11 protein-coding genes and 1 tRNA gene are annotated in these 14,527 nt (G+C 62.2%); 10 read left to right on the top strand and 2 right to left on the bottom strand.

Annotated elements, in window-relative coordinates; genetic code table 11:
• Positions 1-5 precede the first annotated feature (5 nt).
• Positions 6-1,556: a LuxR C-terminal-related transcriptional regulator gene (locus LQE90_RS06205; RefSeq protein WP_225749845.1), complete on the bottom strand. Its 1,551-nt coding sequence runs from the start codon at positions 1,554-1,556 to the stop codon at positions 6-8.
• A 387-nt stretch (positions 1,557-1,943) separates the two neighbouring features.
• Between LQE90_RS06205 and LQE90_RS06200 the strand changes: the two genes are divergently transcribed.
• The 5 genes from LQE90_RS06200 (at position 1,944) to LQE90_RS06180 (ending at position 8,536) form a co-directional block, all read left to right on the top strand.
• Positions 1,944-3,605, top strand: a complete 1,662-nt coding sequence (locus LQE90_RS06200; RefSeq protein WP_216528753.1) for an FAD-dependent oxidoreductase — start codon at positions 1,944-1,946, stop codon at positions 3,603-3,605.
• 141 nt (positions 3,606-3,746) lie between these two features.
• Positions 3,747-4,406: a cytochrome c3 family protein gene (locus LQE90_RS06195; protein WP_114566217.1), complete on the top strand. Its 660-nt coding sequence runs from the start codon at positions 3,747-3,749 to the stop codon at positions 4,404-4,406.
• Between the two features lie 156 nt (positions 4,407-4,562).
• A complete protein-coding gene (locus LQE90_RS06190) occupies positions 4,563-5,210 on the top strand; it encodes a DNA-3-methyladenine glycosylase family protein (RefSeq protein WP_114566218.1) in 648 nt (215 codons plus the stop codon).
• Between the two features lie 235 nt (positions 5,211-5,445).
• Positions 5,446-6,639 (top strand): MFS transporter, encoded by a 1,194-nt coding sequence (locus LQE90_RS06185; protein WP_216528754.1) that lies wholly within the window; start codon positions 5,446-5,448, stop codon positions 6,637-6,639.
• Between the two features lie 316 nt (positions 6,640-6,955).
• A complete protein-coding gene (locus LQE90_RS06180) occupies positions 6,956-8,536 on the top strand; it encodes a Cna B-type domain-containing protein (RefSeq protein ID WP_216528755.1) in 1,581 nt (526 codons plus the stop codon).
• Between the two features lie 138 nt (positions 8,537-8,674).
• Here LQE90_RS06180 and LQE90_RS06175 read toward each other — a convergent pair.
• Positions 8,675-8,749 (bottom strand) — tRNA-Val (locus LQE90_RS06175).
• Positions 8,750-9,243: 494 nt separating this feature from the next.
• Between LQE90_RS06175 and cpaB the strand changes: the two genes are divergently transcribed.
• The 5 genes from cpaB to LQE90_RS06150 are packed head-to-tail and all read left to right on the top strand — an operon-like array spanning position 9,244 to position 14,504.
• Entirely contained in the window at positions 9,244-9,939 is a 696-nt protein-coding gene (gene cpaB, locus LQE90_RS06170) for a Flp pilus assembly protein CpaB (RefSeq protein ID WP_114566224.1), read from the top strand.
• Positions 9,936-11,321, top strand: a complete 1,386-nt coding sequence (locus tag LQE90_RS06165; RefSeq protein WP_216528756.1) for a CpaE/TadZ family protein — start codon at positions 9,936-9,938, stop codon at positions 11,319-11,321. Before cpaB ends, LQE90_RS06165 begins: the two co-directional genes overlap by 4 nt.
• A complete protein-coding gene (locus LQE90_RS06160) occupies positions 11,312-12,634 on the top strand; it encodes a TadA family conjugal transfer-associated ATPase (RefSeq protein ID WP_216528757.1) in 1,323 nt (440 codons plus the stop codon). The genes LQE90_RS06165 and LQE90_RS06160 overlap by 10 nt, the downstream gene beginning before the upstream one ends.
• The gene (locus LQE90_RS12510) at positions 12,604-13,575 is read left to right on the top strand and encodes a type II secretion system F family protein (RefSeq protein ID WP_216528758.1); all 972 of its coding nucleotides are present in this window, start codon (positions 12,604-12,606) and stop codon (positions 13,573-13,575) included. Before LQE90_RS06160 ends, LQE90_RS12510 begins: the two co-directional genes overlap by 31 nt.
• Positions 13,575-14,504, top strand: coding sequence for a type II secretion system F family protein (locus LQE90_RS06150; protein WP_216528759.1), 930 nt, complete (start codon positions 13,575-13,577; stop codon positions 14,502-14,504). The genes LQE90_RS12510 and LQE90_RS06150 overlap by 1 nt, the downstream gene beginning before the upstream one ends.
• The last annotated feature ends 23 nt before the right edge of the window (positions 14,505-14,527 follow it).

Here is a 14,527-nt window from a genome sequence, read left to right as displayed (position 1 = left end):
GTTCGTCAGCCGATCTCGTAGCCTTCTACCAGGTCAATGAGTTCTTGCTGCTTGTGCACGTCGAGTTTGCGGTAGATGTTCTCGATGTGCGTGCGCGCCGTACCCTTCGCTATCTGCAGATCGCGCGCGATGATGGACAGCGTTCGTCCGTAGGCCAGCAGCACGATGACCTCGCTTTCGCGGGGCGTCAGGCCGAAGTCCTGCGCTACGGCGGCGCAGCGCGATTCCAGGCGGCCGGAAACCTCTGCTTCGGCGGATTTCTCAGCGTTGTCCGGACGCGGGCCTTCGGGCTCCCTGTCCTTGCGTCCCGAGCGCATCGTGCCGGAAAGCTGCGTGATCACGCCTTCAGGCAGCACCATGAACGCCACGATCACCAGGCACAGCGTTGCCAACATGGCCACCGCGGTGATCTGAACGCTGCCGTCGGCAACAAGCGGATTGAGAACGCCTCCCGCCAGGTTCCCCAGCGCCATGCCAACGAACATGAACGCTACGCCCAGGCCGAAAATATGCAGGGCGTTCTCGTTCTTGCGGCGCGATACGTCGGCGAACAGGATCCAGGCAAGGATGTCGAAAAACTCGTATCCTATGTTGATCAACAGGATGGACGCAGCGGCATGCGTGTCGACAAATAGCGCGATGGCTACGAAGCCCGCCACCATGATGGGCAGAGACAGTCGATAGGTGAGCGAGGGGTCGAACTTGTCCTTGAGCTTGGCCACGATTCCCAAGAACACCACGCCAACCACGATGATCGCGAATATGGCGCTGCCGCCTATGAACGCGAACGGATCGTCTTGCCGGGGCGCGGCGTCGAACAGACGACAGAGAAACGAGAACGTCATGATGGAGAACATGAGCTTGCCAACGCCCAGGCCCATCTGATGCCGTTCGCTGCTGCTGCCTGCGGTTTCGCATGGTTCGGCAGGCGCGTCGGGCGTGGGTTCTCCATGGGGCTTGCCCGCGCTTTCAACAAGGGTTCGCCAAGAGCAGCCCGTTCGGTTCGCCTCGAACATCAGAAGGCCGAACGAAAGCAGCGGAATCACGGCGAATCCGACGAAGCTGGTGTTGTCGGTGGACATGGCTGTTACCAGTGCCGTCACGATCGCTGCAGCCGGCGATGCCAACGCGGCGAATCGCGTGGGATGCCCGGCGAAGCGATCGCCCCAGAGCACTTGCAGGGGGCCTGCTCCAAGTCCGCCCGCCACGAAACCCAAAGCGATGAGCGCTTCGTTGTCGATCCAGATGGCAAGGGGGATCAACAGGCCGCTCGCCAGCAGTGCAAACGGGGTTATTCGAAACATTCCGACGCGAACGGCGCTCTCGTGCTTTCCCTGTCGGTTCACCGCGAACGAAACGATGAGCGCGCTCAAGGCTCCGAACACCAGATACATCCAGTGCAGCGAAGCGGTTGCGCCCGCAACCAAAGGTGCTCCCAGGCAGAAAATGATCCACGCGCGGCAGAGACCGAATCCGATGATGGTAACAAGGTAGTCAAGGGTAAGGGCGTCCTTCGCCGCTTCTGCGGCATCAAGGCCGCCTTCCGATTGCCGCAACGTCCGGCCGGCTTCTTGTTGCGACGGCTTCGCTGTATCGCAAGCGTCTGCGACGCGGCGATCGTCTTCGCGTTTCGTGCGGTGCGGCATATAGTCTCTCCCCGGTGGTTATCGCCACGGGCGCGGCAGTACGTCCGCGTCCCTCTCCCGTGTGCATGAGCGTGCGTGAAAATGATAGCACTCATCATACGTAATTGTACCCCGCGAGCCTATCGGATTGACAATCCGATAGGCTGCTGACCTGCAAAATCCTATTCATCATCGGAAGGCACGCGCAAAATCCGACAGCCCATCAGATGCGCGAGGGGGCCATCCCTCGGTACAGTTTGGCGAGTAAGGACGGGTGCTCAAACGGAGGGGCCCGTTCCACCGAGAAGGAGGAACAGTATGAGCAATGGCATGGAGGGCGGAGTTTCCCGTCGTTCGTTCCTGAAGGGCGCTGGCGTTGCCGCTGCCGCCGTGGCGGGTTCCGCTGCGCTGGCCGGTTGCGCTTCGGGTTCTACGGGCGCGGCAGCGGGCGACTGGATGCCCAAGAATTGGGATTACGAGTGCGATCTTCTGGTCATCGGCTACGGCGGAGCGGGCATGTGGGCTTCGCTCATCGGCGCTGACGAGTGCGGCCAGGAAGTCATCGTGCTGGAGAAGGCTCCCGAGCGCGGCGGCGGAAACAGCTCCATCAACAACGGCGAATGGACCATCGTCGAGGAGAGCGAGAAGGATCGCTTCAAGAAGTACATCAAGTCCTTCACGCACGGCAAGACCCCTGAGCCGATGATCGACGCTTGGGTCAACGAGTGCGCTCGCAACACCGAGTACGCCGACAAGTACGGCATGACCTACGAAGTGACCGAGGTTGCGCTGGCTGGCGCCATTCCCGAGTACTACTTCCTGGACGACAACGCCTACGAGGGCTCCTGCAAGCTGTCCTCCGTCGACGGCTTCGGCATGCTGTCCTTCCACGAACTCGACGCCAAGCGCGAAGAGTTGGGCGTGCAGCTGTTCTTCGACTGCCATGACGAGCGTCTCATCCAGAACCCTGAGACCAAGGAGATCGTCGGCGCGTACACGATGATCGGCAACGAGGAGAAGACGGTCAAGGCTCGCAAGGGCGTTATCCTCACGCTGGGCGGCTTCGAGTTCAACGAGGAGCTGAAGAACGAGTACCTGAAGTGCTACCCCTTCAAGTTCGAGGGTTGGCAGTACAACACCGGCGACGGCATCAAGATGGTCGAGGACGTGGGAGCGAAGCTGTGGCACATGGACATGGTCATCTCCATGTACTCCATGTGGACGCGCGACCCGGAGAACGACTTCTCCATCCTGTACTTCATGCCCGGCTTCAGCTACTTCAACGTGAACCGTCTGGGCAAGCGCTTCGTGGACGACACGGCCATGGGCTCGCCGCACAACGGCTGGCACACGCTGCTGCACTTCGACGATGCCATCGACGACTACGATCGCATCCCCACGTGGTGCATCTTCGACCAGAGCTGCTTCGACGCCGGCAAGCTGTCCACCAGCCAGGGCGACTTCTTCGAGTGCGGCAACTTCGCCTCCGACCTGCCCGATTCCGTGCGCGCATGGGACGGCTGGAGCCAGGACAACAAGGCCGAGGTGGAAAAGGGCTGGATCATCAAGGCCGACACCATCGAGGAGCTTGGCAAGAAGATCAAGGAATTCGACCACTGGATGGATGTCGATACCCTGAAGGCCACGTTCGAGGAGTACCAGGGCTTCTGCGCGGCCGGCAAGGATGCGCGCTTCGATCGCGCGGCGAAGAGCCTCGTGGCCCTGGACGGCGGCCCGTATTACGCCATCTCGGTGTACCCCGGCTCCTGCTCCACGCTGGGCGGCCCCATGAAGAACGAGCATGCCCAGGTGCTGGATCCGCAGCGCAACCCCATCCCGCGTCTGTACGCGGCGGGCTGCTTCGGCAACTTCCAGGCGCACAGCTACGGCATCACCGGCGGCAACAACGCCGAGAACCAGGTGTGGGGCCGTATCTCCGCTCGCCATGCTGCTGGTTTGGACGCATGGGACGCGAAGTAGCATTCCTGTAGCAATCGCGCGGGCGCCGTCCTCCCCGGATGCGCCCGCCGGTTCTTGGTTCGGCCCTGCCGCTTTGCGCGGCGGGGCTGGATGAACGACCGCTCCCTTCGAGGAGCTTTCAAGACGAGATAGGAGTAACGCATGACCGTGCAAGCACACACCGCCGACAAGCGTCTTGTCGTGCTCGCCGTCCTCGGCGTCGTCCTCGCGCTGGCGGCCGCTATGTGGTCGCTGGCCGGCTGCGCGCCGCAGGAGGCTTCGCAGGCCCCCGCGCAATCCGAGGACAAGGACTCCGGCGCGACGGCTATGGACGGACAGCCCGTCAACTGGACCATGGAGTCCGACTGCTCTATGTGCCATACGGCTGAGGCCGAGTCCGCTACCGATGCCGCTTGCCCGCAGGGCGCGGCGCACGGGGCTCAGAACGTGACCTGCGTTCAGTGCCATACCGAGCAGGACGTTCTGAAGACCGAGCATGCCGACGTGAAGTTCGGCGACAAGACGTCCACGAAGGCGACCGTCGTTACGGTCGACCCCGCTACGTGCGAGTCGTGCCACGGCACGATGGCCGATGTTGCGGCTAAGACCGCCGATTCCAAGGCATTGACCGACGATAAGGGTACCACCGTGAATCCTCACGATATTCCCGCTGGTCAGAAGCATGACGCGAATCCGCCGACGTGCACGAGCTGCCACAACAACCATTCGAAGGCGCTCGAAAAGGACGCAATGAAGTATTGCGCTCAGTGTCACCATCGCGGCACGTTCGAGTGCGGCACCTGCCACGAGCTGCGCGAGTAGCCGGCGGGGAAGCAACCAAGCATATCCGCTTGTGGACGGCAACCCTCCCTCCCCGTCGCCCACAAGATAGTCGAAGACCCGGCCTCCTCCCTCGGCCGGGTCTTTCGCGTTGCGCAGGGTTGCTATACTGGTTGGAACAACGACGAAGGGACGGCCATGCCGGTGTTTCAATACGGGGAAGAAGAAACGGCGTACCTAGCCGCGCGCGACCCGCGGATGGCCGAGGTCATCGCGGCGGTCGGGCATATCGAGCGCGAGGTTCACCCGGACTTGTTCGCCGCTCTTGTGAACAGCATCGTGGGGCAGCAGATATCGACCAAGGCGCAGGAAACCGTTTGGAACCGCATGTTAGATGCCTTTGGTACGGTGTCTCCGGAGATCATTGCCTTGCGCTCGGAAGACGAGTTGCAGTCGGTAGGGATCACGTATCGCAAGGCCGGCTACATCAAGAGCGCCGCCGAGCGCGTGCTGGCTGGCGAGATCGATCTGGAAGAGCTGCACGGCCTGCCTGACGACGAGGTGTGCCGGCGGCTTTCGGAGCTTCCCGGCATCGGCGTGTGGACGGCGGAGATGCTCATGCTGTTTTCCATGCAGCGCCCCGACATCATGAGCTACGGCGATCTGGCCATTCAGCGCGGTCTGCGCATGGTGCACCACCATCGCCGCATCACGCCTCAGCTGTTCGCGAGGTATCGGCGTCGGTATTCTCCGTACGGAAGCGTGGCCAGCTTGTATTTATGGGCCGTAGCCGGAGGCGCGGTTCCCGGTTTGCGCGATTGGGCTCCGAAGGGGAAGAAGGGGTAGCGAGCCGGGCCTTTCTGTTCCATGCGCCCTTCGGTTCGGGTGCCGATGGCGAGCCGGTTTGCGACTTTCCGTCGACTTTGGCTTGGCGGTGAGCCTTGTTTTTCGATCCTGTTGACATCTCTTTTTCTTGGATTGCAAATTATGCTTGCTATCAGGCGCAACACGCTTCTATAATGGCGCGGGGTCACGTGATTTCAAGGGGATGTTTTCGGGTTTTAGCAACGGGGGAGGGCGCATGAAAAGGCGGTCGCTATCGAAAGGCCAAGCGTTTCGCGGGTTCTTCGTTGCCACGGCGGCGTTCTTCGCGGTATTCGCCTCCACGGCTGTTCCCATTCCCCTGTACGCGACGTACCAGACGACCATTGGCTTGACGAATACCGAGATCTCGTTCACGATGCTCGCTTATTTGGGCGGCGTCATTTTGACGCTTTTGCTGGCGGGTCGTTTGTCTGACGCGCTTGGCCGCAAAGCTACGACATTCGTTGCACTGCTGTTGGCGGTGGCTGGCTGCACGTTGTTCCTGTTCGCCGCCGATGCCGGCGCTATTTTGACCGCGCGGTTCGTGCAAGGAGTTGCCGGCGGTTTGGCTATGAGCGCCGTTTCCGCGCTTATCGTCGATTGCATTTCCGATTACCGGATGGGCTGGGGTTCGGCTATGGCCAGTTGCGGATCGATGGTGGGCATCATGCTGGGTTCGCTTGGCGTGGGGTTTCTCTATGGCGCCACGACCAGCACCGATATTGTGTACGGGGCAATGATCGCCGTTTTGGCGTTGATCGCTTTGCTTTTGCCGCTGGTTCCCGAGCCGCTCGAGAAGCGGGTTTCGTGGCGGGCGGCAACGAAAGTGCACGTGCTGGTTCCCCGCTCGGCTCGGATGCTGTTCTTGATTTCCGGGTGCGTCTACATTGCCACTTGGAGCGTAGGGACCTTCTTCCAGTCGTTTTCCGCTCCGCTCTCCGTGGAGTGCTTTGCCGCCGATTCGACCCTGACCGCCTCCCTTGTGTTGGCATGCGCTATGGCTCCGAGCGCGTTGGGCGGCCCGCTGACGGCGCGGTTGGCCCCTATGACCGCCTTGAAAGCGGGTGTGCTGCTGTTCGCCGTCTCCACTGTTTTGCTGGCGCTTCTTCTGGCGGCTGGATTCCAGGCGGCGTTTCTGCTGGCGGCGGTGGCGTTTAGCCTGTCCATGGGGATATGCGTGTCCACAACGTTGCGCATGTTGCTGCTGGCGGTGGATGTTTCCGAGACGTCGGCCATTATCTCGTCCATCAATTTGACCGCGTATGCGGGCACGTCTGCGCTGAGCATCGTCATGGGCGTGCTGGTGGGCATGTGCTCCTTTTCGGATATCCTGGCTTTCCTAGCCGTTATGACCGTTGTCGTGGCGGGCGTGGTCTTCGCTTACGACAGAAAGCCTGCCAAGGCCCGCTAGCGGTCGACTTCGTCCGAACCCCCCCCTTTTTTTTGCCTTCAATGCGTGTTCGCCTTGCCTTACTTTCGGCTATTTTATGCGGTCTGCCTGGGGTAATGCTTTGGTTTCTTAATTGTTGATTTGCGCTATTTTTGCTAGGATGCGCCTCAACATCGCGCAGGACGTTGCAGAAAACGCTGTGCTTGCCGCATGCGAGGGCTGCGCTGCTTCGGATCTCGCACGCTCCCTTCGCGCTTGCTGCGCGTCTTGCGAATTCGGAATGTGCGATGTTGCTCGGCCGAATAAGCGGCCGGTTGAATCGAAGGAGTCGGCAACGATGGCGTTGAAGAAGGTTTTCTGCATGCTTGCGGCGGCTGTGGTCGCGTCCTTTGCGTGGACGGCGATCTTCGGTGCTGTTTCCGCGCAAGCTGACGAATGGAACGACGAAGAGACGCAGACCTCGACCTTGTACTTTGCCTGCGTCATGGCGCAGGGAGCCCAACCTGCTTTGGTTGACCCGGGGAACATGGCTTTGGGCGTGGAGGGCACGCTGTACGATGACGCCGGGGCAGTGGTGGCGGTGGCGTCGTCGTCGGACAACGGGTACCTGGTGTTCAAGGGCCTGGCATGGAACGGCACGTACACGTTCAAGGTGACGGGCATGCCTGACGGCATGTTTCCCGTGCGGCATCAGTACAAGGCGGGATCGGACGAATACCTGATCACGGTCACGTCGCAGGGGTGGGTTCTGGTTGACGGGAAAAGCGGAAACGCTGCGGCTCCGACTCCGTCCTTTCCCGGCGTGAACCATCTTGGGGGCAAAACCCCGTTCAAGCTGTATTTTGATCGGCTCCCCTCTGTTTCCAAGACGGTGAACGGTGTCGATCGTATCGAATCCGAACCTGGCGATGAGCTTGTATTCGAGGTTTCCTCGACGTTGGGGTCGGCGGTGGGGTATACGTTCAGCTTCCTGCCGGCTGCTGATCTGCGCATTGCCTACGATTCGGTTGTGTTGAGCGATTTGGTTGATCCTATGCTGCAGGTTGAGCGCGTGGAGTGCTTTCTGGACGGGGATCTTCTTGCGCCTGAGGAGTGCGCTATCGTTCAGGAGGACCGCGGTGACAAGGGGACGTTCGTCTCTGCGGCGCTGACGCGCGAAAAGCTCGCGCAGCTTGTCGTGAACTATCCGGAAGCCGCTTCGTCTCATGAGGTTGTGCTGAAGGTTTCCGCCGTTTTGAAAGAGGAGGCTCGGCACCCGATCGAAAACGAGGGGACGTTCACGATAAACGGGTACGGCGCGCATAGCAACGTGGTTGTTGTGGTGCCGTCGACGATCGATGTTCCCGCGCGCAAGGTATGGGAGGGCGTGTCGGACGACTTTCCGGCTGTTGCGTTTCAGCTGTTGAGAAACGGCGAGCCTTACGGCGCGCCCGTTGTGCTCGACGGGATGGAGGACGAGTTCGAGCTTGCTCCCTGGCAAACGGCGTGGAGGAATCTTCCCAAGGCCGATATGCAGGGGCGCCCGTTTTCGTATACGGTGAGCGAAGCGTTCGTGGATCCGTCGGTTGCCGCTTTGTTCGAGGTGGACTATGCGTACGGCACGGATGCGGATCCTTCGATCGTGGTGACGAACAGGGCGCTTCCGGTGGTTCCGGGCGAGCCGGACGATCCTGAGCCCGGACCGGAGCCGGAGCCCGGCCCTGATCCCGATCCGGAGCCTGGTCCCGATCCGAAGCCCACGCCCAAGCCCGATGCTCCAAGCGGCGAGACTCCGCGCCCCCTGCCCCAAAACCCGCAGGCCAAGGCAATTCCGAAGACAGGCGACGGCTTTGCGTACGCGGATGCTGCCGCGCTTGTGGCGCTGTCCGGGGCGGTTGCGACGTGCGCTTTCTTCAGGCGGCGGCACGGCGAATCGTAAGCCGAGCTTCGCTGTGCAGGCGCCAGACGCTTGCTGGCGTTTGGGCTCGGATTCGCGTTTGGCGAGTTCGGGCCCTTTGGCTTGGGGTTGAGAAGCGCAAGCAAAAAGGCCAGACGATTGTCTGGCCTTTAAAATTCATGGTGGGCGATGAGGGATTTGAACCCCCGGCCTTGTCCTTGTAAGGGACCTGCGCTCCCGCTGCGCCAATCGCCCGAAAAACGTTCCGCCTTTCGGCGGGTTCCCATTCTCCCATAGAAGTTGCCATTGCGCAAATCGTTTCGTGCATGTTTTGCCCGATCGGCACCTCTCTGCACAAGAATTCGATGTGAAGCCGTTCCTGCTCTGGTTCGGGCCGTCGTCCTGCGCGAGCAAGGCAGGTGGAAACAGCGCGGCGCGCGACGTCGGTTCGCGTCCCGCTGATTTCAACCTGTCGAAGCGGCGCGCGGATTCGTCTTGCATGGATCGACCGTGCCTGTTTCGGCGTCGCGTTGACCTGCGACGTTGGTTTTGCGCTAGATCTGTGCTAGATCTGCGCTTGATTCGAGGGGCAACCCTGCTGGAATGCCGTGGCAATCCCGCTTGAAACAGTTGTCCATAGTGCTGGAAGTGCTGTAGATCTGGACGGTTTTTCAAGGAGAACTGCGTCATGTATCTGCTAGATGAGCTGGTCATACTGGTAGCAAGGAACCGGATGGCAAGGGGGTCTCATGAAGCGGGGCAAGACGATGGCGGTAGGCGTGGCGTGCGGTTTGGCATGCGCGGCGTGCGTGCTTGCCTATACGCAAGGCGTGCGCGGCGAGGCGGACGCCGCCCGCTCCGAAGCGTTGGCGCGCTACGGAGGGGAGCAGCTGGAAGTATGCGTGGCGAAGCGCGATATCGCGGCGGGCGAGGTTGTTGACGCCGGACTGATCGAAACTCGCTTATGGGTTGCGGACCTTCTTCCCAGCGAATCCATTCAAGACGCCGAAAAGGCGGTTGGTCGCAAGGCGTCTTCGACCATTCTTGCCGGCGAGGTTCTTTCGGAGCGTCGTTTTCGCGATTCGGGCGCGCAGTTGGAAGTCCCCGAAGGCTTGACCGCGGTCAGCGTGCCGGCGAAGGACGTGCAGGCTGTCGGTGGCGCTGTCGCGTCCGGGTCGCGCGTCGACATGTACGCAACGGGAGGGGCTTCGACCGAAGCGATCGCCAAAGACGTGCTTGTGCTGGCTACGAGCGCAAGCGCTGCAAACGGTTCGTCGGAGGCCAAGATGTCGTGGATAACGGTGGCTGTCGAGCCGGAGTCGGTGCAGGAGCTGGTTGCCGCTTCGCAGAAAACGGAACTGTACTTCGCGTTGCCGGCGGAGGGGGTAACGACGTCTGTCGGCGATTCCGGTTCGAACGAAGGAAAAGGGGGCGAAGGGAAATGACGATGCCGTCGGTGGCGCTTTGCGCAGATGCCGCTTGCTTGCAGCATCCGGAAACCATGGGGCTTACGGGGGAGAACCTGCTGTCTCAGGCATGGCTGCGCCTGTTCTCCTCGGCTGAAGAGGCGCGCGCGTTCTTGCGCGAAGATCGCCTGGTCGATGAGGTGTGGGTGGTTTCAAGCGAGGATGTGGCGCCCGTCAACTTGGCGGCTACGCTGAAAAGCGATCGGCCGGATAGGGTTGTGTGCATGCTGGCCTTCCAGGAGTCGGGGTCGCTCAAGAGCCGCGTAAGCGCAACGGGGATCGATGCGTTCTTGACGCGGCAGGCATTCTTGGGCCGTTACGCGCAGCGCAAGCGCCGCGCGGCGGCGGAGGCCGTTTCTGCAGTAGGCTCGCAGGTCGAGGGGCCTGCTCGAGCGGGGGACCAGGCTTTTTCCGCAGCTTCGGCCGCAACTGCGTCCGCAACCTCAGCTGCGGCGTCGGCTCCCGCGTGCGCTCTCCAGGATTTCGCGGCGAGCCGAACCCGGTCGTTTCCCGGCGCCTCGGCCGCGCCTGCCGCTGCTGCGCGTTCAGGTTCGGCGTTTCTCATGCCGGTGGTAAGCGGAAGCGGAGGGGCGGGCAAAAGCAGTATTTCAACGATCGCCGCCTTGCTGTCGCAAGGGCTTGGATTCGATACGCTGCTGCTCGACTTCGATTTGCAGTTCGGCGACGTGCCCGCCTTGCTGGGCGTTCGAAGCCCGTTGCGCATAGAAGATGTTCTGTCCGCTCCCGCCCGTCTTTCCGGCTTGCGCCCGGAGGGCCGCATGCCCGCCTTGCTGGCTGCTCCCGAGCGTCTTGAGGATGCGGAGGCCGTGGTGCAAGCAGCGCCCCAGCTTCTCGACGAGCTTATGAAGCGGTTCGATGTGATCGTCTGCAACACCGGCGCCGCTTGGGCCGAGCAGCATGCCGTACTGCTCGAGCGAAGCTCGAAGGCGCTCTTCCTTGTCGATCAGAGGCCATCTTCGCTGCGCGCCTGCCAGCATGCGCTTGATTTGTGCGTACGGTGCGGCATCGCCACCAGCCCGTTTCTCTTCGCGCTGAATCGTTGCGCCAAGAACGCTCCGCTCACGTCCATCGACGTGTCGTGCGCGCTGCAGGGCGCTCATGTTGCGGAGGTGAAAAACGGCGGGCGGGACGTCGAGGAGCTGCTGGGCGCGGGTATGCCCCTTGACCTGCTTGAATCGAAGAATGATCTGTGCACGAGCCTTGAGCGGCTGCTGCTCGAAGTGCTTCCCAATGCAAGCGCCGCTGCGGGCGAGAGCTTGTTCGGCACGCGCGGTTCGGGGCTGCGGCTACTGAAGGGAAGGCGCTCGCGGGGAGGAAAGCGAGGGCCGTCATGTCTTTGAGAGGGCGCGTGCTTGCCGTAGATGGAGGATGCGCTCGAAAGGACCGCGTTCGTCCGTTTGGCCTGGAAGATTTGAGAAGCCAGATCCAGCGGTACGTTTCGATAGACGACATCGCTTCGATGATGGCTGAAAATCCCGGCCGAGCTCGCAACGAGTTGAAGTGCGCTTGCCGTCAATCGTTCGAGGACTCGTCGTGGGCATCGCTTTCCGAGGATCGTCGCCGCACCTTGGTCGAGCAACTGGTTGACGAGGTGTTCGGGTTCGGTCCGCTTCAGCCGCTGCTTGCTGACGACAAGGTCACTGAGATCATGGTGAACGGGCCCGACAGCGTGTATTTCGAGCGCGACGGCAAGCTGCACCGCAGCGATCAGCGCTTTGCGAGCGTCGATCAGCTGCGGGCGTTGATCGATCGCATCTTGGGTCCGCTCGGGCGGCGCGTCGACGAAGCGTCGCCGCTGGTGAACGCGCGCTTGCCCGAGGGGCATCGCGTGCATGTGGTGATACCTCCGCTTGCGCTTGACGGACCCGTTATGACCGTGCGCAAGTTCACCAAGCGCGTCATGAAGCTTGAGGACATGGTTGCGCAAGGGTCTTTCGATCAGGTTATGCGGCAATGCTTGGTGTGGGCCGTTTGCGCGCGCAAGAGCATCGCCGTGTCTGGGGGCACCGGCAGCGGCAAGACCACGTTGCTCAACGCGCTTTCGTGCGCGCTTCCGCAAAGCGAGCGCATCATAACCATCGAGGATTCTGCGGAGCTTCGGTTCCTCGAGCATCCGCACGTGGTTCGCTTGGAAGCTCGTCCCCGTTCTGCGGAGGGCACGGGCGAGGTGTCCATTCGCGAACTGGTCATCAACGCGCTGCGAATGAGGCCCGACCGGATTGTGGTGGGCGAATGCCGCGGGGCGGAAGCGATCGACATGCTGCAGGCCATGAACACGGGTCATTCCGGGTCGCTAACCACCCTGCATGCGAATTCCCCGGCCGACGTCGTGTCGCGGCTGACCACGATGGTTCGCTACGCGGTGGATCTTCCGGTTGACGTGATCGAGTCGAACGTGGCAAGCGCCTTCGACGTCGTTGTGCAGACGACGCGCTCCTTGGATGGGCGTCGATTCGTTTCAGAGGTGGCTGAACTTGAGTTCGACCAGGAACGGCGTCGTTGCGAGGTGCATACGTTGTTCAAGCGCGAAGCCTCGTCAGACGCGGGCGTGTGGTCGGCTCCTCCTCGGTGGCTTGAGCAGCTGCCGCGCATGGGCGTTGCCGATTGGAAGGAGGTTGAGCGGTGGAGGTCTATGGCGTGCTTGGCGGCGTAGGGGCGCTTGCGGCATTCGGGTTCGGGCTTTCCACGGTGCTCGCGGCCGGCGCCCGCCCGCTTGCTCCAGCCTTCGGATCCGCTTCGGTTGTGCCTCGGGGAAGAACGGGTCGTTTGGCGTGGCGGTTGAGAAACGGGGTTCGGTGGGCGCGTCCTGCTTCCCGGTGGCTGTTACGACGTCCCGGCTTGGAGGATTTGGCTAAGGAGGCGGTTTGGGTTGCTCGGGCTCGTGGTTTTTCGGCTTCCGAGGAATCCTTGCTTTCCGTGTTCGTGGTATGGGCGGGCGCGTTTGCGGCGGCTTTGAGCTTGGCGACGTCTTCTTGGGTGTGCGGCGCGGCGGTTTCGGCGTGTTCGTGCGCAGTTATTGCTGCTCGGTTGAGGGCTGTGCGGGACAAAAGGCGCGAGGCTTTGCGGGAATCCGTTCCCGACGCTTTGCGGTCGATGGGCACGTGCTTTCAGTCGGGACTGTCTCTTATACAGACGTTTCAGCAGGTGGCCAACGAGTCGAAGGGTCCTTTGAAAGAGCTGTTCGAACGTGCGGCCGGTCGTATGGAGGCGGGGCGCGGGGCACATGAAGCGCTTGAAACGCTGCGAAGCGGAGCGTCGGTGCCCGAGCTGGCGTTCGTCGCGGTTGCGTTGGATGTGCAGCACCAGGCGGGCGGCAGCATGCGGCAGGTGCTCGATGCTGCGCGGGACATGGTGGAAGGCGAGCTGGATTTGAAAAGGTCGTTGCGCGTTCAAACGGCGCAGGCCAAGCTGTCGGCCCGCGTGGTAAGCGTCATGCCTTTTGCCCTGATAGCGGTTTTCTCGCTTGTCAGCGAGGGGTTTCTCGAACCGTTTTTCGAAAGCCCTCTGGGTGTGGCTCTTTTGGCGCTTGCGCTTGGGATGCAGGCGGCGGGCGTGCTCGCCGTGCGGCGCATGCTGGCTGTGGAGGTGGACTGATGTTGCTCGCGGAGCTTTCGTTTGCGTTAGCCGCCGGTGCTGCTTTGACGGCCGGAATCGGCGGGTGGTGCTTTGCCGCGACGTGGGCCGATGCGCGGGCTGCAGCGTGTCGGCGCAGGCGTGCGCGCGCCTCGCTGGAGACGGAGCCAATGCGCGCGGGGCGCGGGGTCGTTGGCTATCTGCAGCGATTGACCCGGCTGCTTGCCTTGGGCGCCACCAGGCCGCTTTCGGGCGGCATGCGTTCGGCCGGTGCGCAAGCCTGGTTGTCCGAGCATGCGAGGAAGGCGGGTTTGAAGGACGGCGTTTCCGCGCAGGGGTTCGTCGAGGCGTCCGTGCGCCTTGCAGGTGCGGGCATGCTGGTTGGCGTGGCGGCAGGATTGCTGTTCTCGGTGGAGCTGGCGGCGATCGGGGCGCTGGCTGGGGCAACGGCGGGGGCGACGTTGCCCGCGCGGGCGGTTCGCAGGGCCGAGCGACAGCGCGTCGAGGCGCTTGGCAGAAGCCTGTCGGAAATGCTCGAAGTGGTGTCTTTGGGATTGAGAAGCGGGCTTTCGTTCGACAGGAGCTTTCAGCTGTACGGAACCCATTTCAACACGCCCTTCGCTCAGGAGTGCGCCGCAGCGCAGAGAGCTTGGACATCGGGGCTTTCCACCAGGGAGGACGCGCTTCGCAGCTTGGCTGCCTCGTACGATGCACCCGCGCTTGGGCGGGTGGTGGAGAACGTGGTCAGGTCGCTGCGCTTCGGGACGTCCCTTGCGGAGATCCTGGAGGCGGCTTCGGTGGAAGCGCGCGCGGAGCATCGCGCTTACGTGGAGGAAAGCGTGGCGAAAGCGCCCGTGAAGATGATGGTGCCTACGGGGACGCTCATCCTGCCAGCTATGCTGCTGCTGGTTTTGGGCCCCGTGCTGCTTGAACTGATGGAGGGGTTTTGAAATGGCCCCCGGAGCAAGGAGGA

The organism is Paraeggerthella hominis (genome assembly GCF_021044775.1).
GTDB classification, from domain to species: Bacteria; Actinomycetota; Coriobacteriia; order Coriobacteriales; family Eggerthellaceae; genus Paraeggerthella; species Paraeggerthella hominis.
The sequence above is the reverse complement of the archived record's forward strand: the minus strand, read 5'-3'. Positions and strand labels throughout refer to the sequence as shown.